The following is a 23,077-nucleotide window of genomic DNA, read 5'->3' on the forward strand; positions in this document are numbered from 1 at the left end:
GAATGAGAGAAGGAAGCGGCATAGATGAGCACTCGGCACTCGGTGAAGGTCCGCGGGGGAGCAGCCGCTGTAGCTGCGGCGGTTTTGGCGATCACGATGGCCGGTTGTGGTGGGGGTGACGACAGCAAGCCCAAGGCGGGCCAGGCTGCGTCGTCGAATACCCAGGGAGCCGCATCCCAGTCGCAGGACCCCGGCAGTAGCCCCAAGCCCACGCCGACCGAAGTGCTCGCCACCGTGAACGGCGAAAGCGGCATGACTCTCACCATCAACTCCGCGGTGCGTGACGCGGGCGGATTCCTTACGGTCAGTGGCCAGTTGAAGAACACCGGCAGTCAGGCTTTCGCCAGTACTGCGGCATGGCGAGGCAATGAACTCAACAGTAGCGGGGCCTCGGTCGCGGGTGTCACCTTGGTCGACAAGGCCGCTAAGAAGAGGTACTACGTGCTGCGCGACACAGACGGGCGGTGCCTGTGCACTACCGGCCTGACCATCATTGAGGCCGGCCAGGCGGTTCCGTTCTTCGCGCAGTTCCCGGTGCCTCCGAACAACACCACTCAGGTGGACTTCAACCTGCCCACCTTCGCCACGGCCACCATCAAACTCTCCGGGTGACCCCATGAATAAACGCCACCGCGTCTCCGCCGCGACAGCTGTCGCCGGTCTCGTCATCGCCGGGGCCCACTTCATCGGCGCGACGAGCGCCCACGCCGATGACGTCAAGCCGTCCGTACCCCCCGGCACCGAACCCTCCGCCGCCGCGCCCGTGCCCATCGACTCCAATGCGCCCGGGCTGAAGATCCCCCAGGGCGGAACCCTGGCTCCGATCAAGGTGCTCGACATCGCCGAGGTCGTCGAAGACCTCGGCGGTGAGCAGCGGCGGCAGGAGACCAACCAGTCCGTGATGATGGCGCTGCAGTCCGAGGTGCTCTTCCCCGAGAACAGTGCCGTCTTCAACGCCCAGGCCGCCGCCCGGATACAGGCCATCGCCAACGAGATCAACTCCCAGAAGGCGACCCGTGTCCGCATCTTCGGGTTCACCGACGACCAGGGCAGCTACGAGCACGGCCAGGAGCTCTCCAAGCAGCGTGCCGACGCCGTTCAGGCCGAGCTCGCCAAGACCGTCACCAGCCCCGGCGTCATCTACGACGTCCGGGGCTACAGCGAGGACTACCCGATCGCCGACAACAGCACCGAGGAAGGCCGCAAGAAGAACCGCCGCGTCGAGATCACCTTCCCCCGCACCACCGCCGCCGGTGGCAGCTAATTCGCTGACGGCCCGGCGGCGGAAGTGCTCCGCCGTGCGCTGGGTGATGCCGACGGCCGGGGCGGTGTGGATGTCGTAGACCGGCGCGGCCTCGGTTTCGCCGTACAACCCGCTGATCAGCTCGACGCCGGTCACGATCCCGAGCAGTCCGTCCAGTCCGACTAGTTCGGCTGTTGGGTGGCCCGGAGCAGGGTCGACGCCGCTTCCCGGGCGCGGTGTGCGGGTTCCGGGCCGGGGTCCAGGGCCGCGACCACCGTGGCGCCCTCGACCAGGATCAGCAGCTGGTCTGCCAGGTCCTCGCGGCCGGGGCCGGTTAGCTCCGCCAGCAGCTCCCGCAGCTCTGCCTTGTGGCGGCGTACGACGTCCAGTACCCCCGCGGGGCCGGTGCCCAGCTCTCCGTACGCGTTCAGGAAGGCGCAGCCCCGGAACTCCGGCTCCGAGAACCACCGCGCCAGCCAGTCGAAGAGCGCACCCGTCGCCTCGACCGGATCGGCGGCCTGCGCCACCGCGGCGCGCAGGCTCGCCGTCCAGCGCCGGTCGCGGCGTTCAAGGTAGGCCGTGACCAGTGCTTCCTTGGCCGGGAAGACCTTGTAGAGCCGCTTGAGCGGCACTCCAGACGTGGTGCGGATGCGGTCCATGCCGACGGCCTGGATGCCCTCGGCGTAGAACAGCTCCTCCGCCGTGTCCAGCAGCCGGGTGCGGGCCTCTTCGTCGTTCATGACGGCAGCGTAGCCCAGAACCGCTTGCGTCGAGAACGATCGTTCTCTATCGTCCCCCCTCAGTGAGAACGATCGTTCTCCGCTCTTCCTCCCTTCATCCCTTCGTCCGACCGAGGTGCACCCATGACCGTCCCCGCCGTACGCCCGCCCGTGCCGCCCTTCACCGAGGAAACGGCCCGGGCCAAGGTCCAGGCCGCCGAGGACGCCTGGAACAGCCGAGACCCCGAGCGCGTCGCCCTCGCCTACACCGAGGACTCGGTCTGGCGGAACCGCGACCGCTTCCTCACCGGCCGCGCCGAGATCCGGGCGTTCCTCACCGAGAAGTGGGAGCGCGAGCTCGAATACCGCCTCCGCAAGGAGCTGTGGGCGTACACCGGCAACCGCATCTCCGTCCGCTTCGAGTACGAGTGGCACGACATCGCCGGCCAGTGGTGGCGCAGCCACGGCAACGAGCAGTGGGAGTTCGAGGGCGACGGACTGATGCGGCGGCGCGAGGCCAGCATCAATGACGTCCCGATCGACCCCGAGGACCGCCGCCTCACCTGAGCCGCGGGCAGGTGTGCCGCGCGCCGGCCCGCGGTATGTCTGTGCGCGGGCGCTCGGACCCCCGGGCGCCCCAGGTGAGGAGACTCGGCATGGCACGGGCGCGGGTGAACGGAGTGGACCTCTTCTACGAGGTCGTGGGCGAGGGTGAACCCCTGGTCCTGGTCCACGGCTCGTGGGTCGACCACGAAACCTGGCAGCGCGTCGTGCCCCGCCTCGCGCAGTCGTTCCGGGTGCTGGTCTACGACCGGCGCGGCCACAGCCGCAGCGAGCGCCCGCCAGGTCGGCGCAGTCGGCGGCAGGACGAGGACGACCTCGCGGCCCTGATCGAGATGCTCGGCGCCCCGGCCCATGTGGCCGGGAACTCTTTCGGGGCCTCGACCGCGCTCGGCCTCGCCTCCCGCCGCCCCGAGCTGCTGCGCACCCTGACCGCGCACGAGCCCCCGCTCCTGAGCATCGTGGGCGACGGGGACCGGGAACTGCGACCGCTGATGCAGGCCATGCAGACCGCCCTCGACGGGGTCGTCGCGGCTCTGGGGGCAGGTGAGCGTCGGGTCGGCGCGCAGCGGTTCGTGGACGAGGTCGTCAGCGAGCCGGGCGGCTGGGAGCAGGTGCCGGAGCGCTTCCGGGAGACCTTCACCGCCAACGCCCCCGCGTTCGCGGCGGAACAGGCCGACCCGGACTGGTCACGCATCGACCTCACCCGCCTCTCCGGTCATCAGGGCCCCGCCCTGCTGACCTTCGGCAGCGAGAGCCCGCCCTGGTTCCCGGTGATCGTCGGCAAGCTCGCGACCGCGCTCGGCCAGGCGCGGATGCGGACGCTGGTGGGGGACGGACACGTCCCCCACCTCACCCACCCGGAGCACTATGCCGACGCCCTCGTCGCCTTCATCCGCTCCTCGGGCCGGGCCCTGGCCGGGTGAGGGTCATCTGCTGCGGGCCGCCAATCCGGTCAGGGCCCGGGTGACCAGGTCGGCCTGGTGGGTGGCGCCGCGGAGATTGGGGTGCAGGACCGTGCACGCCTCCCCGTTGCCGGGGACCATGCGGCACAGCCCGGAGGGCGGGTCGCTCTGGGTCCCGGGGCCGGTGAGGTTGTCCTTGATCCCGTACATCCACCGTTGCTCCGGCCCCGCACATACGCCGTGCCCGGTGCTGGAGGCGTACGTGTCGACGTAGACCGCGCCCGCGCGTTGCGCCTGTGCGCGCAGGACGGTGTTGACCCGGCGCTCCAAAGTGTCGAGGAAGGACATGTCCCCCTTGGTGACGGTGCCGAGCTGGCGCCACGAGCCGAACGAGCAGCCGGTGCGGTCCGCGACGATGGCCGGGTAGCCGACGACGGCCACCTTGGCGCGGGGTGCGCGGGCCTTGATCTCCTTGAGGACGGTCGCGAAGTCCGCCTCCAGGGCGGTGAACCTGCCGTTCAGCGGGCCGGCGCCGGGACCGCGCGTGTAGTGCGTGGAACAGGGGCTGCCGATCCCGAAGGCCGCGACGCCCTGCTCGACGCACTTCTTGATGATGTCGATGAACCCGACCGAGTTGCCCCCGATGCCGAGGGTGACGAGGTCGGTGGCGGCGGTGACGGCCTTGATCTGGGCCGGTCGCGGGGCCCAGCCGTTCCGGGGCGGGACGGACGGGGGACCGCTCAGCTCGGTCTGCGGCTCCAGGACCCCGGCTCTGACCTCGGCGGCGGAACACGTGGCGTCGGTCAGGCGCACGCCCAGACGGCGGGCGGTCTGCTGCGGGTAACTGGAGGCGGAGCGGCCGCAGCCGTCATTGGTGGCCCAGGGGCGGACGAAGGCGCCGGCGCTGTAGGAGTCGCCGAGGGCGGTGTAGTCGAGGGCGGTGTAGTCGAGAGCGGTGTGGTCGAGGGGGGCCGCTGGCGGCGCGGCCGTGGCGGGGACCGGGCCGGCGGTGAGGGCCATGAGGGCGAGGGCGGCCACGACGGCCGACCTGGTGCGGGATGGCATGACGGTGTCCTTCGCTCGGGCGCCGTACGGCCGATCCGGGTGGCGCACTTCACTGAAGGTAGCCGATCTGATTACGCAGAGTAATTGTCCGGCTCGCAAACCCCCGGATCGAGTGACGGGACGGACTTGGTGGCGCCCCGGTGACCTTCGCGTGTCGCGATGGGTGCATCGTCCACACGGCGCCCACGCCTCCCCGATGATGCGGCGCCGGTCGAATCTCGACGTCCGTCCCAGGGGGATCATGCGACCGTCCGTCGTAGCGCTGGCTCTCGTCGGCGTCCTCGCGCTGACCGCTTGCGGGGGAGGGGGTGAAGGGGCCGGTCCCGACCAACCGTCGAAATCCGAGACCGCCGCCCCCGACGCACCGGGCAAGGGCAAGGGCAAGAAGGTCCAGCGGGCACCGCTGGGCGAAACCCTGACCCTCCGGGATCAGGAGGGCGGCGAGCAGCTGGCCGTGACGGTCAAGGAATGGGGCCGACCCGGCGGCAGGGGCCGGCGAGCACGGCAAGCCGAAGGACGGGAAGCGCTGGGTCGCCGCGCGCTTCGAGCTGAGGAACACCGGCAAGCTCGTGTACGACGGCAGGCCGGGCGGCGGGGCACAGGTCATCGACGCTCGGGGCCAGCGCTTTGGGCCGGATCGTCTTCGAGGTGCCGGCGGACTCGAAGACCACCACGGTTCAGTTCGCGATGGACTCGGGCTGTGCGGACCGGGCCGGGTGGTGGGCCGTCGAGCCGTCGGGCCGTCGGGCGTCAGGACGCCTGGTGGGCCTGCGTGATGAGGTCGGTGGCGACTTCCAGTGCGGCCAGTCGCGTCTCCTCCGGGTTCCCCTCCACGTGCTGGAGGAACATCATCCCCGCGTGCAGGGTGAACAGGGCGCTCACGCAGCGGACCTGGTCAGCCAGGGGTCCGTCCTCCGTGCGGAGCAGCTCGACCAGGGTGAACAGCCTGCGCTTGACCGTCTCGCCGATGCTCAGTTCCCGCATCGTCGCCTGGTTCTCCTGCATGAAGCGGTACAGCGGCGCGCCCGCCGCCATCGCCTCGCTGTAGCGCCGGAGCACCTCGCGCTTGGTGTCCAGGGTCGGCGGCTGCTGCTTCGCCCACTCGATCAGCTCGTCGATCGGCCTGGTCAGGTCCTCGAAGACGCTGATGATGATGTCTTCCTTGGTCTTGAAGTGGTAGTACAGCGCCGCCTTCGTGACCTCCAGCCGCTCCGCGATCTCGCGCAGCGACGTCTTCTCGTACCCCTGCTCGGCGAAGAGCTCCAGTGCGACGTCCTGGATGCGCTGGCGCGTATTGCCGCGGCGCGCCTGCGGACTGCTGCTGGACATGGATCTCCCCAAGATTACTTACTTGACGCCCGGCTAGTTACGGGTCTACCTTCCCCAGTGTAGTGAACTAGCCGGGCGGCAAGTAAGGGTCCGGAGCAGGTGGGTGACTGGGGAGTGGACATGGCTGAAGAAATAAAGACGGCAGAGGTCTCCGAGGGGGTGAAGCCGCGCAGCGTCCGCGTCGTCCTCATGGCCCTCATGATCGCCATGCTCCTGGCCATGCTGGACAACATGATCATCGGTACCGCGATGCCGACGATCGTCGGTGAGCTCGGCGGTCTGGAGCACCTCTCCTGGGTGGTCACCGCGTACACGCTGGCCACCGCGGCCTCCACCCCCATCTGGGGCAAGCTCGGCGACATGTACGGGCGGAAGGGCTCCTTCCTCACCTCCATCGTGATCTTCCTGATCGGCTCCGCGCTCAGCGGCATGGCCCAGGACATGGGTCAGTTGATCGGCTTCCGCGCCATCCAGGGCCTCGGCGCCGGCGGTCTGATGGTCGGCGTCATGGCGATCATCGGCGACCTGATCCCGCCCCGTGAGCGCGGCAAGTACCAGGGCATGATGGCCGGCGTGATGGCCCTCGCCATGATCGGCGGACCGCTGGTCGGCGGCACCATCACCGACCACATGGGCTGGCGCTGGTCCTTCTACATCAACCTGCCGCTCGGAGCCGTCGCGCTGGCGATGGTCACCGCCGTTCTGCACCTGCCGAAGAAGAAGGCCAAGGGCAAGATCGACTACCTGGGCGCCGCGCTGCTGACCGTCGCCATCACCTCGACCGTGCTGGTCACGACCTGGGGCGGCACCGAGTACGCCTGGGGCTCCGGGGAGATCATCGGCCTGATCGTCGTCGGCATCGTGTCGATCGCCGCGTTCCTCTTCGCCGAGACCAGGGCCGCCGAGCCCGTCATGCCGCTGCACATCTTCCGCAGCCGCAACTTCACGCTCATGTCGGTCATCGGGTTCCTCGTCGGCTTCGCGATGTTCGGCGGCGTGCTCTACCTCCCGCTCTTCCAGCAGTCGGTCCAGGGCGCCTCCGCCACCAACTCCGGCCTGCTGCTCCTCCCGATGCTGCTGTCGATGATGGTCGTCTCGCTGATCGCGGGCCGGATCACCACCAGCAGCGGCAAGTACAAGATGTTCCCGATCATCGGCGGCGCGCTGATGGTCGTCGGCATGTACCTGCTGGCCACGATGGACACGGACACCACCCGCCTGGTCTCGGGCGTCTACATGGCCGTCCTCGGCGCCGGCCTCGGGTTCCTGATGCAGATCACGATGCTGGTCGCGCAGAACAGCGTGGACATGAAGGACATGGGCGTCGCGTCCTCTTCGGCCACCCTCTTCCGCACGCTCGGCGGCTCCTTCGGCGTCGCCCTGATGGGCTCGCTGTTCACCAGCCGGGTCACGGACACCATGAGCGAGCGCCTCGGCCCGCAGGCCGCCCAGGCGGCCGGCTCCGCCCAGCTCGACGCGGCCAGCCTGGCGAAGCTGCCGGAGGCCGTGCGCGACGCCTACCAGCACGCGGTCGCCGCCGGTACGCACTCCGCGTTCCTGCTCGGCGCGTTCATCGCCGTACTGGGCTTCGCGGCCGCCTGGTTCGTCAAGGAGGTCCCGCTGCGCGGCGCGGGCCCCCAGCCCGCAGGCGCGGCGGACGACGCGGCGGCGCAGGCTCCGCAGGAGTCCTTCTCGCACTGACGGTTGCGGCGCTCGGCAGCCCGGCCCCGGCGGATTTTCCGCCGGGGCCGGGTTTTTTCATGCCCCGAAGCGGTTACAGGCGTTGTTGTGGTTTCGTCCTGTTTCAGGTGGGGTCGAAATCTGGACGATCAAGGACCAAGGTCCTAATAGTTGAAGATTACGGGGGAATTGGTGGGAACTCCTCTGCTTCACGGGTCGTCCTGGAGGGCAGAGCGCACACGAAAGCGGTTGGGGAGGGGACGGTTCATGGGCTTCACCACGCGCGCGAACAGGCAGGGCATCCGGGCCGGGGCAGCCGTCGTGGCGGCGGCCGCCGCCGTGGCCGGGACGGTGTGGGGGGTGGCGGCCCTCGTCGAACCGGGGCAGGGGCGGCAGGCGCAGGAGAACGTGGCGCGCCAGACCGGCACCGGCGGTGAGGGCACCGGAACGGACGACGGTGCGAAGGGCGGCGGTGCGACGGGCGGCTCCGCACAAGGCGCCGGCGGCGCGCCGCAGTCGGGGATACCCGACGGCATAGCCCACGCCTCCGAGAGCGGAGGCAACGCCGTCAACGTCACCATCGACGACGGCCCCGACCCCCAGTGGACCCCCAAGGTCCTCGCCGTGCTGAAGAAGTACGACGTGAAGGCGACCTTCTGCATGATCGGGCCGCAGGCAAAGGCCCACCCCGACCTGGTCAAGCGCGTCGTCGCGGGCGGCCACCGGCTCTGCGACCACACCGTGGACCACAACACGGCCATGGACAAGAAGCCCGTCGCCTACCAGGAGAAGCAGATCCTGGACGCGAAGAAGATGATCGAGGACGCGGCGGGCGGCGGCGCCAAGGTGGAGTACTACCGCGCCCCCGGCGGCGCGTTCACTCCCGAAAGCCGCCGCATCGCCGCCGCGAACGGCATGCGCCCGCTCGGGTGGAACGTGGACACCAAAGACTTCGGCAAGCCCGGTGTCGCCGTCATCGTCAACGCGGTCAAGAACGAGATCGGCAACGGCCCGACCGTCCTCTTCCACGACGGCGGCGGCAACCGCGCGCAGACCGTCGAGGCCCTCGATCAGGTGCTGGCCTGGCTGAAGGACCGGGGCCGCCCCACCGGATTCCCCGTGCGCACCGCGCCCGACGCCTCCTGACACGCCGTCCGGTGGCGAACGGGTGAGGATCGCCGCCCCGGCGCCGCCCGCGGTGTTCCCTGGTCGCGCACGCAGCCCCGCACGCCGCCCCGCACCAGTCCGGCACGCAGCCCGCACCAGCCCCGTACGACCGCCCAGGAGGCCCCGTGATCCCGTCGAGCCAGTTGACCGACCCCGCCGTCCGCGCCTTCGTCGCCGCCGTCAACTCGGGCGACCGGGAAGCCTTCCGGGCCGTCCTCACCGAGGGCGCCACCATGTCCGACGACGGTTCGGACCGCGACGTCGCCCAGTGGGCCGACAAGGAGATCTGGTCCTCCGGCGGGCACATGGACGTCGAGTCCGAAGCCGACGGCGGCCGCGCCCTCGTCGTCAGCTACCGCAACGACACGTGGGGCGAGATGCGCACCGCCTGGCGGTTCACCACCGACGGCGACGGGCGCATCAGCCGCTTCGAGACCGGTCAGGCCTGACCCGCCGACTTCTGCCCCGCCGACTCCTGACCCGCCGTTTCCCCCGCCGCCGCCCGCAGGACCGCCGCCGCCAAGCGGTCGTTCTCGGGGGCGGCGCCGCCCGGGAAGCCGAACCGGCGGCGCGTGTACCCGTACCCGATCCCCGTCGCCGGGTCCGCCCAGCCCAGGCCGCCCGCCGCGCCGCTGTGCCCGAAGGCCCGCGGGCCCACCGCGTGCTGCCGCTCGAAGCCCAGCCCGAAGTGGTCCTCCTCCGCGGTCACCCGGTCCTCGCCCGGCGTGTGCGGCCGCGCGAACTCGGCCGCCGTCTGCGGCTCCAGCAGCGCGGGCCGGCCCTCCACCTCGCTGATCGCCGCCGCGTACATGGCGGCGACCGCGCGCGCCGTGCCGATGCCGCCGGCCGATGCCGGGCCCAGCGCCTTCACCTTCGGGTGGTTGGCGAACGCCACCAGGTCCGTCGGCGTCTCGCGGTGCGCGTTGAAGGCCACCGGCAGCAGCTCCGGAACCGCGGTGCCCGCGGCGGCCCGGGCGGCCAGTTGCTCCTGCGTGGGCAGCATGTCCAGGACCGGCTTCCAGCGGCCCTCCAGCTCCTCGGGCAGGCCCAGGTACAGGTCCAGCCCGTACGGGGCCCGGATCCGCTCCTCGAACACCTCCTGGAGGGACCTGCCGGTGGCCCGCCGGACCACCTCGCCGGACAGCGCGCCGATCACCAGGGCGTGGTACCCGTACGCCGTCCCTGGCTCCCAGTACGGCTCCTGCCTGGCCAGCCGCGCCGCCACCAGCGCGTCGTCCGCGAGCTCGGCGTAGTCGAAGCCCTCGGCGGTGTTGATCAGCCCGGACTGGTGCGAGACCAACTGCCGCACCGTCAGCCGCTCCTTGCCGCCGCCGGTGAACTCCGGCCAGTACGCCGACACCGGACGCTCCAGGTCCAGTACGCCGTCCTGCACCAGCAGGGCCACCACCAGGTGTGCGGCGCCCTTGCTGATCGAGTAGACCCCGGTCAGGGTGGAGCCGTCGGTGTCCTCGCCGGCCCACAGGTCGACCACGCGGCGGCCGTCCCGGTACACCGCCAACTGTGCCTCCGGGGAGTGCGCCTCGGCCGCGACGAACGCCTCGAACTCCTCGCGCACGGGCTCCCAGCCCGCCGCCACCGTGCCGTTCACTTTCGCCTTCACGTTCACGTTCGCACTCGCGCTCATCCGGGCTCCCCACCGCGTTCCGCATCGTCGTGCCATCCCGAACGGAAGGTGATCATGGATTATTCCGGGGCGCGCATCCCGTACGGGTGAAAGCGCCCCCGGCCTCGTTCCAGCCCGCCGAGAGCCCCCGTTGGACCGGGCATGAAGCGCACCCGCACCGCCGCTCTCGCCCTCGCCGCCGCCGTGGCGACCGCCCTTCCCGCCCTCGGCCAGGCCGCCACCGCCGCGGACGGCACGTACCTCCAGGACCCGGCAGGCGGCGAGAAGGCCATGAAGTCACTGTGGACCAAGGACGAGATGCACAAGGTGGAAGGGCAGTTCCGCTTCTACCCCGGAGTGCAGTACAAGACGGTCACCCGCCCCGGCCCCGCCGGCGCCCCCGAATTCGAGCGGCGGGCCGGCGACCCCAAGACCCTCGCGTGGCAGCCCTCGTTCGACTTCGGCTGGGCGGTGTCGGACTCGACACTGGTGAAGAAGGCCGTGACCACCAAGGACGGCAAGCACCCGATCGTCGTGCACGCCGTACTGCGGCGCTCCGGCGACCACGCCAAGGCGGCCGAGGTGCACAAGGAACTGGCGGACCGGCCGGCGACGGGGCGCGCCAAGGTCCCGGGCGGCAAGCGGATCGCCTGCGACACGGGCGAGTACACGGTGGAGTGGTCGGTCACCCGCTCGGGCTACGGGACGCTCTCGGGCACGCTGCGCTGGAACTCCAGCTGCGAGCAGTACCGGACCGCGTTCTCGACGGAGCACGGCAGGGCCTGAACCGGAGACGGCGGGGGGAGAGCGGGGGACGGGAGCGGGGAAGAGAGGGCCGGCCGCCCTGTGCACCTTGTGGGCGCTCGGCGGGCGACTGGTCCGCGGCCTTGGATCAAGAGCCGTGGCAGCCATTCTGCCGCACGGGGTGGGATGAGGCAGGGGCGAAAGTCCCGTGTCGTACGGGATGTTTCGGCGTTCGACGCCGATCGGTCAGTGCTTCTTCTTGGTCTCCTCGTTCGCCTTGGCGGCGATCTCCTCCAGCACGCTCTTCGGGTCGCCGCCCGGCTCCACGGCACGGCCGATGTTGCGCTTGATGGTGTCGCTGACCGTCACCCACGACGGATCGTTCACCGGGTACAGCTGCGCACCGCGCAGGGCGGTCAGGAAGAACTGGTCGTTGTTGTCCAGGCCGCCGCCGGAAGGGGTGCGGGAGGCGGAGACGGTCGACGGCAGCAGGTGGTAGCGGCCCGCGAAGTCCATGAGGTTCTTGTCCTGGTAGATGAAGTCCAGGAACTTGCCGATCTCGGCGCGCTTGCCGTTCTGCTTGAACGCCATCATCCAGTCGGCGACACCCACGGCCGGCGGGGTCTCCCCGGTGCCGATCGTGTCCGACACCGGCATGGGCGCGGTACGGACGTCGATGCCTTTGGCGCGCGCCTCGTGCAGGAGCTGCGGGTAGCCGTTCAGCATGCCGACCTCGCCGCGCACGAAAGCGGCGAAGGCGTCGGCGCGGTTCAGCTGCGACGGCGGGACGGGCCCGGTCAGGCCGGGGCCGACCAGGTTGTCCTTCAGCCAGCGGAACGCCAGGATGTTCTGGTCGGAGGCCAGGTTGTAGTTGCCGCCGCTGTCGACGTAGCCGCCGCCGTTGCTCAGCTCCCAGATCATCGCCTCGGCGTGCGCCTCCTCCGGACCCAACGGCAGGGCGTACGGGTACTTCACGCCCTTGTCCTTGAGCGCCTTGGCTGCGGACTTCAGATCGGCCCAGGTCTTCGGCTCGCTGACGCCGGCCTGCTTGAAGAGGCCCTGGTTGTAGAAGAGGAGCCGGCTGCTCGCCACCCAGGGAAGGCCGTACAGGGTGTTCCCGACCGAGCCGGCCTCGGCCAACGGCTGGAGGAAGTTCGCCTCGGCGGAGACCGACAGGAGTTCGTCCGCGGAATACAGTTTGCCCTGCGCCGCGAAGTCCGAGTACGACCCCATCAGCGCCATGTCCGGCGCATTGCCGGCCTTGACCATACGGGAGACCTCGCGGTCGATGTCCGCCCACGGCAGGAGCTTGACCTCGACCTTGATGTCCGGGTTGGTTTTGGTGAAATCGGCCGTCACCTTGTCCCAGAAGGCCTTGGAACTGGTGGCCTTGGTGTCGCCGTATTCGGCAGCGACCAGGTGCAGCGTACCGCTGTCACCTGCACTGTTTCCTGAACCGCCGCATCCGGACAGCGGGAGCAGTAGACCGAGCACGACCGCGGTCGCGCCCGTTCCGAAGATTCTTCGTCGCACGGGTGTATTCCCCTGAATTTCTTTTGAGTCCCGTTACTGCTTATGAGTTGCTCCGGGCTGGGGTGTCCGTCCGTGGCCCGTTGGCCGGAATTCTCTCCTGTGCAGGGGCGGTTGGTTCCATTGGGTCGGAACTTGTGGGCAATGCTCCAAGTGCGGCTTTTCCGGCTGGTGTTTTCCGATATGTGATCAACAAATCGGACGCGCGTAGACATGCCGAAACGCCCGATTCCGGCCCATTGGGCTCCACGGAACGGGTCGAGGGGTACGGATCAGGTCAGTCGGCGAACTCGCCGGCGTACGGGTCGGGCTCGCCCGTCTCCGGGTTGCGGCCCTCCTGCCAGCGGCGCTGGGCCTTGCGCCAGTGCACGAAGCTGAGGTGCCCGCCGTCCCAGAACGTGATGCTGACCGGACTCACGTCGAACTCGTCGGAGCAGAGCCGGAACAGGAACTCGGCCATGCCGTACGGGTAGACCGCGAAGGAGTCGGCGGTGTGCCGGCCGACCACCAGGACGGGCCAGCGGTCCGGATCGGCGTCGGTCGTCAGCCAGCACAGGATGTCCGAGCCGCCGGTCACGCCCCACGCGATGATCGAATCGGGGTCCACGTCGAAGGCGGCCCGGCCGCCCTCCGCCTCCCAGACGTGACGGGCATTGGCGGTCTCCTCGGCCATCTCGGCCGGATCCCACTGGAGACCGGGCTTGGGAAGCGGGAGGAGGATGCTCGCCTCGCCGTTGATGGAGCCCGCACCGAAGCGGCCCATGAAGGCGATGAAATCGGCCGGGAACCGGGTCCGCCACACGGCTTCGGCAGCCGGCCAGTCGACGTCCTCGTCGGCGCCGTGCGTCGCCGGCATGATCTGCTCCAGCGCCTTGATACGCGCGTTCTCCGTCATGCCGCTCCCCTGAGACCCCAGCTCAACCGCCCCAACCTACCGCCGGGGGAGCCCGGGGCCTAGCGGCAGTTGCGACGGCCCTCGACGTCGTCAGGTCCGGCGATGTCGAGCTGCGAGCCGACCCGCAGGCCCCAGGCGGCCATGGCCCCGGCCTCGGCCTCCAGGACGTGCCGGGAGCGCAGGCGGGGAAGTCCGAGGCGGCCCGGGGTCATGGTGGTCAGGGCGATGACGCGCAGCCGGCGGTCGAGGTACGCCACGTCGATCGCGAACCGCATCCGGAACGTGTGCACGCTCCCCGCCGGGGTGAGGAGCAGGGCGGCGCCGGGGATGCCGTCGCGGCCGAGGAGGCCGCGGGTCCGGGCCCGGTAGGACGCCGCGATCTCCAACGGCACCGGCGCCCGGCCCGGCCCGAGGTGGAGCAGGCCGTTGCTGGTCGTCATGGCCGCCAGGGTAGGGGTGGTCGGGCCCCGGTGGTTGGGCCCCCGGGCCCATGCGGGTGCCGGCGTCTGCGCCTACCTTCGGCAGATGGGGCTGATCGTGATCGTCGCCGCCGCGGTCGCCTACGGCGGGGTGGCGGGGCTGCTGTTGCCGCGGGCCGCGTACCGGCTGTCGGTCGAGCCCGGTGCCGAGTGGCGCGCCCACTGCCCCGAAGGCCATCCGATCCCCGCCTGGCTGGGCCCGCCCCGTTGTCGGGGGGCTTCGCATCGGTACGGGATTCCCGTCGCCTGGACCGCGGGCGGCTGCGGTCTGGTGTGCGGGGGGCTCGCCGGGGTCGTCGGGGGACGACCCGAAGGGGCGGTGTACGTAGCCGTCGCGCCCGTCCTCGTATTGCTGGGGCTCGTGGATCTCGCCGTGCAGCGGCTGCCCGACGTACTGACCCTGCCCCTCGCCGCCGCCACCGCCCTCGGCCTCGGCGCCGCCGCCCTCCTGCCCGGCTCCGGCGGGACCTGGTCCGGTGCGCTGCTGGGCGGGGTCGCGCTCGGGGCCGCGTACCTGGTGCTCTTCCTGATCAACCCCGCCGGCATGGGCCTCGGGGACGTCAAGCTGGCGCTCGCCCTCGGGGTCACTCTTGGGTGGTACGGATGGGGGGTATGGGCGGTCGGAGCCTTCCTCGGGTTCCTCTACGGGGCCCTGTACGGGCTCGCCCTTGTGCTGCGGGGCCCCGCAGGCGGCCGGACGGCGTTCGCGTTCGGGCCCTTCATGGCGGCCGGAGCCCTCACCGGAGTGCTGCTGGGCGGTTTCGGAGCGTAATCATCTTGCGCCAATGCACGCATCTCGCTTTACGAAGGGTTATGGTGGAACCCCCCCCTCGGGCCGGTCCGTATCCCCCCCCACGGACCGGCCCGTTTTTTGTTTCCACCATCCGCCGGGCAAAGCCGCAGGTCAGCCCCGCTGGGCCCAGATGTTGGTGCCGGGGGTGGACACGGCGAAGGAGTCGATCTCCTTCAGCTCCTCCTCCGAGAGCGGCGCGCCGGCCAATGCCGCCACGTTTTCCTCCAGCTGGGACACGCTCGAAGCGCCGATCAGCGCCGAGGTCATCCGCTCGTCGCGGAGCACCCAGTTCAGCGCCAGCTGCGCCAGTGACTGCCCGCGCCGTCCCGCGATCTCGTTCAGGCCGTGCAGGCGGCGGACCACGTCGTCCGAGAGCAGCATCGGGTTCAGGGACTTGCCCGCGGCGGCCCGCGAGCCCTCCGGGATGCCCTTCAAGTACTTGCCGGTCAGCAGCCCCTGCGCGAGCGGCGCGAAGGAGATGCAGCCCATGCCGGCGTCCTCCAGGGTGTCCAGCAGGCCGTCCTCCTCCGTCCAGCGGTTGATCATGGAGTACGAGGGCTGGTGGATGAGGGGGCGGACGCCCATCTCGCGCAGGATCCGCGCGGCCTCGGCCGTCTGCTCGGCCGTGTAAGAGGAGACGCCCACGTACAGCGCCTTGCCCTGCTGCACCGCGGACGCGAGCGCGCCCATGGTCTCCTCCAGCGGGGTCTCCGGGTCGAAGCGGTGCGAGTAGAAGACGTCGACGTAGTCCACGCCCATCCGCTTCAGCGATGCGTCGAGCGAACTCATCAGGTACTTGCGGCTGCCCCACTCGCCGTAGGGGCCTTCGTGCATGAAGTAGCCGGCCTTGGTGGAGAGGATCAGCTGGTCGCGGTACGGCGCGAAGTCCTGCGCGAAGATCTTGCCGAAGTTGAGCTCGGCCGAGCCGGGGGGCGGGCCGTAGTTGTTCGCCAGGTCGAAGTGGGTCACGCCGAGGTCGAAGGCGCGGCGCAGGATCGCCCGCTGGGTCTCCAGGGACTTGTCGTCACCGAAGTTGTGCCAGAGGCCGAGAGAGATGGCGGGAAGCTTGAGGCCGCTGTGGCCGGTGCGTCGGTACTGCATGGAGTCGTAGCGCGAGGGCTCTGCCCGATAGGGATTGTTATCAGTCACGTTGTCCTCCCTATCACGGACTTGTGACAGACCGAGTTGGGTACCCGATCCCGCCGCGCAGTAATGTGGCGGACTCGGGGGTGGGACCGCATTTCGCACGGGGGCATTGCACGGAGGGGCTGGAAGATCGTGAAGCTGCGCGACCTGGTGTACAGGCTCTACGCACGCCGGGTGGAAGGCCGCCTCGACCATGACGCGGCGCCCAAGCACATCGGCGTGATCCTGGACGGGAACAGGCGCTGGGCGAAGGCGTCCGGCGGCACGACGGAGCAGGGCCACCAGGCGGGGGCCGACAAGATCTCCGAGATGCTGGGCTGGTGCACCGAGACGGACGTCGAGGTCGTCACCCTGTGGATGCTGTCCACGGACAACCTGGACCGGCCGGAAGTCGAGCTCCGCCCGCTGCTCAACATCATCGAGAACACGGTCCGGGGCCTCGCCGCGGACGGCCGCTGGCGCGTCCACCACGTGGGCAACCTCGACATCCTGCCCGCGCAGACCCAGTCCGTGCTCAAGGAGGCCGAGCAGGCCACCCACGACGTGAACGGGATACTGGTCAACGTCGCCGTCGGCTACGGCGGCCGCCAGGAGATCGCCGACGCGGTCCGCTCGCTGCTGCTGGAGCACGCGGAGAAGGGCACGTCCTTCGAGGAGCTCGCCGAGATCCTCGACATCGACCACATCGCCGAGCACCTCTACACGCGCGGCCAGCCCGACCCGGACCTGGTGATCCGCACCAGCGGCGAGCAGCGGCTGTCGGGATTCATGCTGTGGCAGAGCGCCCACTCCGAGTACTACTTCTGCGAAGTGTTCTGGCCGGCCTTCCGCAAGGTCGACTTCCTGCGCGCGCTGCGCGACTACGCGGCGCGCCACCGGCGGTACGGGACCTGATCCCGGGCGGCCCGGCCCCGCCCGCGGGATCCGCCCCCGTCCCCGGGGCCGGCCCCGGACCCCGTCCCCGGGATCTGGCCATGCCCTGACGCCCCCTCGGGAGCCCCCGGGCGTCGCCCCGGGAGCCCCACGGACACCTCTAGCCCTCCGCGCAAGGCCTTCACCAGGGATTCACCGAGCGTCCGTCATATGCCATGGCATGGCCGGGCCTGATCGGGGAATATCCCTTTCAGGTCGATGCCCGATCCACGGGTGTCGAGTCTCAGCGGACGGCATGGGGTCGTCCGCCCGGGAGGCCCTTTGCACCAGGACGCACGTGCCATCGCACGGACGGAGTGGGAGGGCCGGAAATCGGCCCTGGCATGGGTGCCGATGACCGGTCCGGTCTTCATGGCCCGACCTCTTCCGAGGGGGTACGTCCTTCCGTGGTGACCAGCACAAAGCGCCGCCTGCCCGACAGGCGGACCTACGTCCTCGACACCAGCGTCCTGCTGGCAGACCCCAACGCGATCTCCCGCTTCGACGAGCACGAGGTCGTGCTCCCGATCGTGGTGATCACCGAGCTGGAGGCAAAGAGGCACCATCCCGAACTCGGCTACTTCGCCCGCCAGGCCCTGCGCCTGCTCGACGACTTCCGGGTTCGCTACGGTCGCCTCGACGCCCCCATCCCGCTGGGCGATCTGGGCGGCACCCTGCGCGTCGAGCTCAACCACTCCGACCCCGGTGTCCTGCCGGCCGGCTTCCGACTGGGGGACAACGACTCGCGGATCCTCGCGGTCGCCCGCAACCTCCAGGCCGAGGGCTACGACGTCACGGTCGTCTCGAAGGATCTCCCGCTGCGCATCAAGGCCTCCTCCGTGGGGCTGCTCGCCGAGGAGTACCGGGCGGAGCTCGCGATCACCGATGCCGGCTGGACCGGCATGAGCGAGCTCGCGCTGTCCGGAGAGCAGGTCGACCTGCTCTACTCCGAGGAGCGGCTGTACGTACCGGAGGCCGCCGAACTGCCCGTGCACACCGGACTGGTCCTCCAGTCCGAACGCGGCAAGGCCCTGGGCCGGGTCACGCCGGACGGCAACGTGAGGCTCGTTCGGGGCGACCGCGAGGCCTTCGGGCTGCACGGCCGCAGCGCCGAGCAGCGCATCGCCCTCGACCTGCTGCTCGACCCGGAGATCGGCATCATCTCCATGGGCGGCCGGGCCGGCACCGGAAAGTCGGCGCTGGCGTTGTGCGCGGGCCTGGAGGCGGTGCTGGAGCGCAGGCAGCACCAGAAGGTGATGGTCTTCCGGCCGCTGTACGCGGTGGGCGGCCAGGACCTCGGTTACCTGCCCGGGGACGCCAACGAGAAGATGAGCCCCTGGGCGCAGGCGGTCTTCGACACCCTCTCGGCGGTCGCCGGGCGCGAGGTCATCGAGGAGGTGCTGACCCGGGGGATGCTGGAGGTCCTGCCGCTCACGCACATCCGCGGGCGCTCGCTGCACGACGCCTTCGTGATCGTGGACGAGGCGCAGTCGCTGGAGCGCAATGTCCTGCTGACCGTTCTGTCCCGAATCGGGGCCAATTCGAGGGTCGTTCTGACCCACGACGTCGCCCAGCGGGACAACCTGCGGGTCGGCCGGTACGACGGAGTGGTCGCGGTCGTTGAGAAGCTGAAGGGGCATCCGCTCTTCGCCCACGTCACGCTCACCCGCTCCGAGCGCTCCCCGATCGCCGCCCTGGTCACCGAGATGCTCGAATCCCTGTAACCGCGAACGGGGTAAAACCCCCATAGCGGGAAAGTGAGTTGGCGCCGCCCGGCAAAGGCCCGAGAGCTTAGCCGGGCGGCGTCGTGCTGCACAGGGCTTTGGCGAAACCGACCGCGACATGCCAGGTGTGACCTTTCCCACGTAGCGGAGAATTGCCTTGCGGTGTCGGGGTCCGGCAGAGTCTGTTTTCCGTCAGGCCCCGCATACGGCACACCTGTATCTCCCGTGAGGTACGACCGCAGCACCACAACTCCACAGTCGTTCGCCGTATGCCGCCCGAGCACCACGCGGCAACCCCCGCAAGGGAGTTGCCCACGGGCCCGCGCCTCCAGTGATCGCAGTACCACGGAGGCCAGTGTCGAGGGGCACTATTGCGCCCGCCCGGTCACTGCGGACGCTGCTGGAAGGACACCGTGTGAGCCGGATCTCGGTCCGGGGATTCGCAGTGGCTTCGGCCACCGCAGTCACCACCGTTGGCGCAGTCGTGGGCGTTGCCACTGGCGACCCCGCCTCGAACGATCTCGAGACCACCGCGTCCGGGGCGACCCTCCTCACCGACATCCCGGTCGGCGAGCAGGCGCAGGTCCAGAACGCGTCCCTGACGCAGCAGGCCGACGCCATCGCCCAGGGCGCCGACACGGACGCCAAGCGCGTCGCCGAGGAAGCCGCCCGCATCCAGGCCGCCGAGGACGCCAAGTCCAAGAAGGCCGAGGCGCAGAAGGCCGCCGACGAGAAGGCGAAGAAGGACCGCGAGGAGAAGGAGCAGATCGCCAGCCGCTCCGCCACCCGCAGCGCCGGAGACTTCGCCCCCCAGAGCTCCTACACGGTCGCCCAGGTCAAGGACATCGCCCGCCAGATCGTTCCGGCCGGGCAGTTCCAGTGCTTCTCGAACATCATCAACGAGGAGTCCACCTGGAACTACAAGGCCGTCAACTCGTCCTCGGGCGCGTACGGTCTGGTCCAGGCGCTCCCGGGTTCGAAGATGTCCTCGGTCGCCGACGACTGGCGCACCAACCCGGCCACCCAGATCCAGTGGGGCCTCAACTACATGAACAGCCGCTACGGCAGTGCGTGTAGCGCATGGAGCTACCACCAGGCCAACGGCTGGTACTAGGCCAGGCCACCGCTCAACCTCCGGGAGCCCCGCACCGTCATACGGTGCGGGGCTCCTCGCGTGTACGGTCTTTCGAGGTGTGTCCACGGGCGGGGGAGAGGAAAGACATGGCGAAGAGGGCAGGCTGGCTCGGCCGGCTCGGGAACAGGCTGAGCCGCATGGAGGCACGGCTCAACGAGCGGCGTGCCGAGGTCGAGGCGGAGAACGCCGGCGCAGCCCCCGTCCCGGTGACGGCCCCGACCGCGCCGGCGCCCCCGGCGGCCGGCCCTGCGCCCCGCATCTCCGCCGAGCACCCGGACCACCTCCCGTACCCGCCCGCGCCGCGCGGGCGCCCCGACCCGGTGAGCGTCGTCCCGTGGGGGATGCGGGTCGCTGCCGAGGTCAGCTGGCGGCTCCTGCTGCTCGCCGGGATGCTCTGGGTGGTGATGAAGGTGATCAGCGAAGTCCGCCTGGTCGTCCTCGCCTTCGCCGCCGCCCTGCTCGTCACCGCGCTGCTCCAGCCCTTCGTGGTGCGGCTGCGCCGCCTCGGCCTGCCGCGCGGGCTCGCCACCGCCGTCACCGCGATCCTCGGGTTCGTGATCATCGGCCTGGTCGGCTGGTTCGTGGTCTGGCAGGTCATGGAGAACCTCGACGACCTCTCCGCGCGCGTCCGCGACGGCATCAACGAGCTCAAACTCTGGGCACTGGACAGTCCGTTCCACGTGACCGAGAAGCAGATCAACGACATCGCGAAGAACCTCAGCGAGACCATCGGCACCAACACCGAGCAGATCACCTCCGCCGGCCTCCAGGGCGTGACGGTCCTCGTCGAGGTGCTCACCGGGATACTGCTCGCGATGTTCTCGACGCTGTTCCTGCTCTACGACGGCAAGCGCATCTGGACCTGGGTGCAGGGCCTCGTCCCGGCCGCCGCGCGCCCCGGCGTCGCGGGCGCCGGTCCGCGCGCCTGGCGCACGCTGACGGCGTACGTGCGCGGCACGGTGCTCGTCGCGCTCATCGACGCCATCTTCATCGGCCTCGGCATCTACTTCCTCAAGGTGCCGATGGCGGTGCCGCTGGCGGTCTTCATCTTCCTGTTCGCGTTCATCCCGCTCGTCGGCGCGGTGGTCTCCGGCGCCCTCGCGGTGGTCGTCGCCCTGGTGACGCAGGGGCCGTGGACCGCGCTGATGGTGCTGGCCGTGGTGCTGGCGGTGCAGCAGATCGAGGGGCACGTGCTCCAGCCCTTCATCCTGGGCCGGGCGGTACGGGTGCACCCGCTCGCGGTGGTGCTGTCGGTGGCCGCGGGCGGCATGGTCGCGGGCATCGGCGGAGCGGTGGTCGCCGTGCCGCTGGTGGCCGTCACCAACACCGTGGTCGTCTACCTGAGGGCGTACTCGCGGGAGCAGCTCCTCCAGGGCGCCACACCGATCGGGCCCGGCCCGCACGGATCGACGGCGGTCGAGGATGCCTACCGCGAGGCCGGACGTGATCAGCGAGCCTGAGCTCGCAGGGGAGTGGGGCGCCGACCGGCCGTACATGCCGGCGCAGGAGCCCGACGCCCCGCGCGAGCGGCTACGGGGGCCTCGTAGGGCCTGGTTATGGGCGCTCGGCGGGGCCGTACTGGCCTCGGCCGTGTGGGCCGGTGTCCTGACGGTGCAGGATCGTTTCAGCGACCCCGCGCCGCGGATCGCGTACCGGCACGTCGAGGACCTGTGCAAGGTGAAGCTGACCGCGGTGTCCGGGTCCACCGCGCAGCTCACCGGGGACTACGCCCGCCACGAGGAGCACCCCGCGCTCGACTGGGCGTACTGCGCGTACGGCACGCCGTACGTCGACGGCCGCCTGTCGTACGGGGCCGAGGTGTTGGTCCAGCTGCACAAGAAGGCCGATCCCCGCACGGAGTTCGGCGCGGGGCCCACCGGCCTCGGGGGCATCGGCGCCATGGCGAGTTCGGGCGGCGAGGTGGAGCAGGTCCCCGGGCTCGGCGAGCGGGCGTTGCTCACCCACCGGGTCGGCGGTTCACGGCTCGAAGTACTCGACGGGGGCGCCGTCTTCAGCCTCACCGTCCAGTGGTACGGGGGGCCGGAGGCCGCGGACCCGGACGAGGCCGCCGTCCAGGCGGCGATGATCGAAGACGTGCGGGTCCTGATGGCGGCCCTGCGCAAGTGAACGACAGGACCCCCGCGGCTGCGTGGGGCCGCGGGGGTCCTGAGCTCGTACGGCTCTGCGTACGAGGGGGTGCTACTCGGCGGCGAGGGCGGCCTCGGCGTCGAGGGTGACCGCCACGGCCTGGATCACCGAGGCGATCTTGAAGGCCTCCTGGACCGTCTCGCGGTCGACGCCGGCCTTGCGCAGGACCTGCTCGTGCGAGTCCAGGCACTGGCCGCAGCCGTTGATCGCGGAGACGGCGAGCGACCACAGCTCGAAGTCGACCTTCTCCACGCCCGGGTTGCCGATGACGTTCATCCGCAGACCGGCCCGCAGCGTGCCGTACTCCGGGTCGGAGAGCAGGTGGCGGGTGCGGTAGAAGACGTTGTTCATCGCCATGATCGCGGCGGCGGACTTGGCGGCGGCGTACGCCTCCGGCGACAGGGCCGCCTTCGCCTCGGGCTCCAGCTCACGCAGGACGCGCGGGGAGCGGGCGGCGATCGCGCAGGACAGGACGGTGCCCCACAGCTGCTGCTGCGAGAGGGTGTCCTGGTTGCCGATGACCGAGCCGAGGTTCAGCTTCAGGTCCTTGGCGAAGTCCGGTATGGCGGACTTGAGGGAGTCGAGGGACATCCGTCACTCACCGGCCAGCAGCGCGCCGGCGTCCAGGGTGCCCTCGCCCTTGTTCCAGTTGCAGGGGCACAGCTCGTCGGTCTGCAGGGCGTCGAGGACCCGCAGGACCTCCTTGGGGTTACGGCCCACGGAACCGGCGGTCACCATCGTGAACTGGATCTCGTTGTTCTGGTCGACGATGAACACCGCGCGCTGCGCGAAGCCGTCCTCGCCCTGCACGCCACAGGCCTGCATGAGCTCGTGCTTGGAGTCGGCCAGCATCGGGAAGGGCAGGTCACGCAGGTCGGCGTGGTCCTTGCGCCAGGCGTGGTGGACGAACTCGGAGTCGCCGGAGACGCCGAGGATCTGGGCGTCGCGGTCCTGGAACTCCTCGTTCAGCTTGCCGAAGGCGGCGATCTCGGTCGGGCAGACGAAGGTGAAGTCCTTCGGCCAGAAGAACACCACGCGCCACTTGCCCTCGTAGGTCTTGTGGTCGATCTGGGCGAACTCGCTGCCGGCTTCGAGCGAGACGCAAGCGGTCAGATCGTAGGTGGGGAACTTGTCACCGACAGTGAGCACGTGCTCTCCTTGCGAATCGGGAAAGTGGCCCTTTTGGGGCTTTCCTTGAGGGGTTGGACGGTCTCACATGCTGACACAGCCAGCATTGATCGCGGAAATCGCAAAGAGTGGTCGTGCTGATCAGGCTTG

24 protein-coding genes are annotated in these 23,077 nt (G+C 70.1%); 14 read left to right on the forward strand and 10 right to left on the reverse strand.

The genetic code is table 11. The features are described from left to right. Window positions 1-24: 24 nt before the first annotated feature. Both OHA65_RS23810 and OHA65_RS23815 read left to right on the forward strand, forming a co-directional pair. Window positions 25-612 carry a hypothetical protein gene (locus OHA65_RS23810; protein WP_371644652.1) on the forward strand — a complete coding sequence of 196 codons (588 nt, stop codon included), beginning with the start codon at window positions 25-27 and terminating at the stop codon, window positions 610-612. Window positions 613-616: 4 nt separating this feature from the next. Further along, entirely contained in the window at window positions 617-1,264 is a 648-nt protein-coding gene (locus tag OHA65_RS23815; RefSeq protein ID WP_327285148.1) for an OmpA family protein, read from the forward strand. A gap of 161 nt (window positions 1,265-1,425) precedes the next feature. Here OHA65_RS23815 and OHA65_RS23820 read toward each other — a convergent pair whose 3' ends face one another. Beyond that, complete coding sequence (locus OHA65_RS23820) at window positions 1,426-1,983, reverse strand: TetR/AcrR family transcriptional regulator (RefSeq protein WP_405762380.1); 558 nt, start codon at window positions 1,981-1,983, stop codon at window positions 1,426-1,428. A 123-nt stretch (window positions 1,984-2,106) separates the two neighbouring features. Here OHA65_RS23820 and OHA65_RS23825 point away from each other — a divergent pair, with 123 nt between their 5' ends. After that, window positions 2,107-2,529: a nuclear transport factor 2 family protein gene (locus OHA65_RS23825; protein ID WP_327285151.1), complete on the forward strand. Its 423-nt coding sequence runs from the start codon at window positions 2,107-2,109 to the stop codon at window positions 2,527-2,529. Window positions 2,530-2,618: 89 nt separating this feature from the next. After that, window positions 2,619-3,449, forward strand: a complete 831-nt coding sequence (locus OHA65_RS23830) for an alpha/beta hydrolase (RefSeq protein WP_327285152.1) — start codon at window positions 2,619-2,621, stop codon at window positions 3,447-3,449. A gap of 3 nt (window positions 3,450-3,452) precedes the next feature. On the opposite strand, the gene OHA65_RS23835 is transcribed toward OHA65_RS23830, so the two are convergent. Next, complete coding sequence (locus OHA65_RS23835) at window positions 3,453-4,493, reverse strand: SGNH/GDSL hydrolase family protein (protein ID WP_329314410.1); 1,041 nt, start codon at window positions 4,491-4,493, stop codon at window positions 3,453-3,455. A 750-nt stretch (window positions 4,494-5,243) separates the two neighbouring features. After that, window positions 5,244-5,822, reverse strand: coding sequence for a helix-turn-helix domain-containing protein (locus OHA65_RS23840; RefSeq protein WP_327285154.1), 579 nt, complete (start codon window positions 5,820-5,822; stop codon window positions 5,244-5,246). 120 nt (window positions 5,823-5,942) lie between these two features. Between OHA65_RS23840 and OHA65_RS23845 the strand changes: the two genes are divergently transcribed. From OHA65_RS23845 to OHA65_RS23855, 3 genes are all read left to right on the forward strand, one after another. Then, window positions 5,943-7,523, forward strand: coding sequence for an MDR family MFS transporter (locus tag OHA65_RS23845; protein WP_327285155.1), 1,581 nt, complete (start codon window positions 5,943-5,945; stop codon window positions 7,521-7,523). A 246-nt stretch (window positions 7,524-7,769) separates the two neighbouring features. Then, a complete protein-coding gene (locus OHA65_RS23850; RefSeq protein WP_328763501.1) occupies window positions 7,770-8,648 on the forward strand; it encodes a polysaccharide deacetylase family protein in 879 nt (292 codons plus the stop codon). A gap of 146 nt (window positions 8,649-8,794) precedes the next feature. Next, window positions 8,795-9,118, forward strand: a complete 324-nt coding sequence (locus OHA65_RS23855) for a nuclear transport factor 2 family protein (protein ID WP_327285157.1) — start codon at window positions 8,795-8,797, stop codon at window positions 9,116-9,118. Here the strand turns inward: OHA65_RS23855 and OHA65_RS23860 are convergent. Further along, on the reverse strand, window positions 9,109-10,314 hold the full coding sequence (locus tag OHA65_RS23860) for a serine hydrolase domain-containing protein (RefSeq protein ID WP_328763504.1): 1,206 nt from the start codon (window positions 10,312-10,314) through the stop codon (window positions 9,109-9,111). The genes OHA65_RS23855 and OHA65_RS23860 overlap by 10 nt on opposite strands. A 141-nt stretch (window positions 10,315-10,455) precedes the next feature. On the opposite strand from OHA65_RS23860, the gene OHA65_RS23865 reads away from it, so the two are divergent. Continuing rightward, entirely contained in the window at window positions 10,456-11,079 is a 624-nt protein-coding gene (locus OHA65_RS23865) for a hypothetical protein (protein ID WP_329314414.1), read from the forward strand. Between the two features lie 204 nt (window positions 11,080-11,283). On the opposite strand, the gene OHA65_RS23870 is transcribed toward OHA65_RS23865, so the two are convergent. From OHA65_RS23870 to OHA65_RS23880, 3 genes are all read right to left on the reverse strand, one after another. Continuing rightward, window positions 11,284-12,570 (reverse strand): extracellular solute-binding protein, encoded by a 1,287-nt coding sequence (locus OHA65_RS23870; RefSeq protein ID WP_327285160.1) that lies wholly within the window; start codon window positions 12,568-12,570, stop codon window positions 11,284-11,286. Window positions 12,571-12,844: 274 nt separating this feature from the next. Next, entirely contained in the window at window positions 12,845-13,462 is a 618-nt protein-coding gene (locus OHA65_RS23875; RefSeq protein ID WP_327285161.1) for an SMI1/KNR4 family protein, read from the reverse strand. 59 nt (window positions 13,463-13,521) lie between these two features. Then, a complete protein-coding gene (locus tag OHA65_RS23880) occupies window positions 13,522-13,902 on the reverse strand; it encodes a DUF192 domain-containing protein (protein WP_327285162.1) in 381 nt (126 codons plus the stop codon). Window positions 13,903-13,987: 85 nt separating this feature from the next. Here OHA65_RS23880 and OHA65_RS23885 point away from each other — a divergent pair, with 85 nt between their 5' ends. After that, entirely contained in the window at window positions 13,988-14,713 is a 726-nt protein-coding gene (locus OHA65_RS23885) for an A24 family peptidase (protein ID WP_327285163.1), read from the forward strand. A 132-nt stretch (window positions 14,714-14,845) separates the two neighbouring features. Here OHA65_RS23885 and mgrA read toward each other — a convergent pair whose 3' ends face one another. Beyond that, window positions 14,846-15,883 carry an L-glyceraldehyde 3-phosphate reductase gene (gene mgrA, locus OHA65_RS23890; RefSeq protein WP_327285164.1) on the reverse strand — a complete coding sequence of 346 codons (1,038 nt, stop codon included), beginning with the start codon at window positions 15,881-15,883 and terminating at the stop codon, window positions 14,846-14,848. A 129-nt stretch (window positions 15,884-16,012) separates the two neighbouring features. Between mgrA and OHA65_RS23895 the strand changes: the two genes are divergently transcribed. From OHA65_RS23895 to OHA65_RS23915, 5 genes are all read left to right on the forward strand, one after another. Beyond that, window positions 16,013-16,774 (forward strand): isoprenyl transferase, encoded by a 762-nt coding sequence (locus tag OHA65_RS23895; protein ID WP_327285165.1) that lies wholly within the window; start codon window positions 16,013-16,015, stop codon window positions 16,772-16,774. A 425-nt stretch (window positions 16,775-17,199) separates the two neighbouring features. Next, window positions 17,200-18,516 (forward strand): PhoH family protein, encoded by a 1,317-nt coding sequence (locus OHA65_RS23900; RefSeq protein WP_327285166.1) that lies wholly within the window; start codon window positions 17,200-17,202, stop codon window positions 18,514-18,516. Between the two features lie 415 nt (window positions 18,517-18,931). Then, window positions 18,932-19,630: a transglycosylase SLT domain-containing protein gene (locus OHA65_RS23905; RefSeq protein WP_327285167.1), complete on the forward strand. Its 699-nt coding sequence runs from the start codon at window positions 18,932-18,934 to the stop codon at window positions 19,628-19,630. Window positions 19,631-19,737: 107 nt separating this feature from the next. Continuing rightward, window positions 19,738-21,111: an AI-2E family transporter gene (locus OHA65_RS23910; RefSeq protein WP_328763509.1), complete on the forward strand. Its 1,374-nt coding sequence runs from the start codon at window positions 19,738-19,740 to the stop codon at window positions 21,109-21,111. After that, entirely contained in the window at window positions 21,095-21,778 is a 684-nt protein-coding gene (locus OHA65_RS23915) for a hypothetical protein (RefSeq protein ID WP_328763511.1), read from the forward strand. Before OHA65_RS23910 ends, OHA65_RS23915 begins: the two co-directional genes overlap by 17 nt. 72 nt (window positions 21,779-21,850) lie before the next feature. Here OHA65_RS23915 and OHA65_RS23920 read toward each other — a convergent pair whose 3' ends face one another. Together OHA65_RS23920 and OHA65_RS23925 are read right to left on the reverse strand one after the other, a co-directional pair. Further along, complete coding sequence (locus OHA65_RS23920) at window positions 21,851-22,390, reverse strand: alkyl hydroperoxide reductase (RefSeq protein ID WP_327285171.1); 540 nt, start codon at window positions 22,388-22,390, stop codon at window positions 21,851-21,853. Window positions 22,391-22,393: 3 nt separating this feature from the next. Further along, window positions 22,394-22,948, reverse strand: a complete 555-nt coding sequence (locus OHA65_RS23925) for a peroxiredoxin (RefSeq protein WP_030159560.1) — start codon at window positions 22,946-22,948, stop codon at window positions 22,394-22,396. Window positions 22,949-23,077 lie beyond the last annotated feature (129 nt).

Source organism: Streptomyces sp. NBC_00045, assembly GCF_045041095.1.
Taxonomy (GTDB): Bacteria; Actinomycetota; Actinomycetes; order Streptomycetales; family Streptomycetaceae; genus Streptomyces.

What these genes read in the sequence shown, in the direction of transcription:
- OHA65_RS23810 (WP_371644652.1), top strand. Translation starts at nt 25, where the DNA reads ATGAGCACTCGGCACTCGGTGAAGGTCCGCGGGGGAGCAGCCGCTGTA.
- OHA65_RS23815 (WP_327285148.1), top strand. Translation starts at nt 617, where the DNA reads ATGAATAAACGCCACCGCGTCTCCGCCGCGACAGCTGTCGCCGGTCTC.
- OHA65_RS23820 (WP_405762380.1), bottom strand. Translation starts at nt 1,983, where the DNA reads ATGAACGACGAAGAGGCCCGCACCCGGCTGCTGGACACGGCGGAGGAG.
- OHA65_RS23825 (WP_327285151.1), top strand. Translation starts at nt 2,107, where the DNA reads ATGACCGTCCCCGCCGTACGCCCGCCCGTGCCGCCCTTCACCGAGGAA.
- OHA65_RS23830 (WP_327285152.1), top strand. Translation starts at nt 2,619, where the DNA reads ATGGCACGGGCGCGGGTGAACGGAGTGGACCTCTTCTACGAGGTCGTG.
- OHA65_RS23835 (WP_329314410.1), bottom strand. Translation starts at nt 4,493, where the DNA reads ATGCCATCCCGCACCAGGTCGGCCGTCGTGGCCGCCCTCGCCCTCATG.
- OHA65_RS23840 (WP_327285154.1), bottom strand. Translation starts at nt 5,822, where the DNA reads ATGTCCAGCAGCAGTCCGCAGGCGCGCCGCGGCAATACGCGCCAGCGC.
- OHA65_RS23845 (WP_327285155.1), top strand. Translation starts at nt 5,943, where the DNA reads ATGGCTGAAGAAATAAAGACGGCAGAGGTCTCCGAGGGGGTGAAGCCG.
- OHA65_RS23850 (WP_328763501.1), top strand. Translation starts at nt 7,770, where the DNA reads ATGGGCTTCACCACGCGCGCGAACAGGCAGGGCATCCGGGCCGGGGCA.
- OHA65_RS23860 (WP_328763504.1), bottom strand. Translation starts at nt 10,314, where the DNA reads ATGAGCGCGAGTGCGAACGTGAACGTGAAGGCGAAAGTGAACGGCACG.
- OHA65_RS23865 (WP_329314414.1), top strand. Translation starts at nt 10,456, where the DNA reads ATGAAGCGCACCCGCACCGCCGCTCTCGCCCTCGCCGCCGCCGTGGCG.
- OHA65_RS23875 (WP_327285161.1), bottom strand. Translation starts at nt 13,462, where the DNA reads ATGACGGAGAACGCGCGTATCAAGGCGCTGGAGCAGATCATGCCGGCG.
- OHA65_RS23880 (WP_327285162.1), bottom strand. Translation starts at nt 13,902, where the DNA reads ATGACGACCAGCAACGGCCTGCTCCACCTCGGGCCGGGCCGGGCGCCG.
- OHA65_RS23885 (WP_327285163.1), top strand. Translation starts at nt 13,988, where the DNA reads ATGGGGCTGATCGTGATCGTCGCCGCCGCGGTCGCCTACGGCGGGGTG.
- OHA65_RS23910 (WP_328763509.1), top strand. Translation starts at nt 19,738, where the DNA reads ATGGCGAAGAGGGCAGGCTGGCTCGGCCGGCTCGGGAACAGGCTGAGC.
- OHA65_RS23920 (WP_327285171.1), bottom strand. Translation starts at nt 22,390, where the DNA reads ATGTCCCTCGACTCCCTCAAGTCCGCCATACCGGACTTCGCCAAGGAC.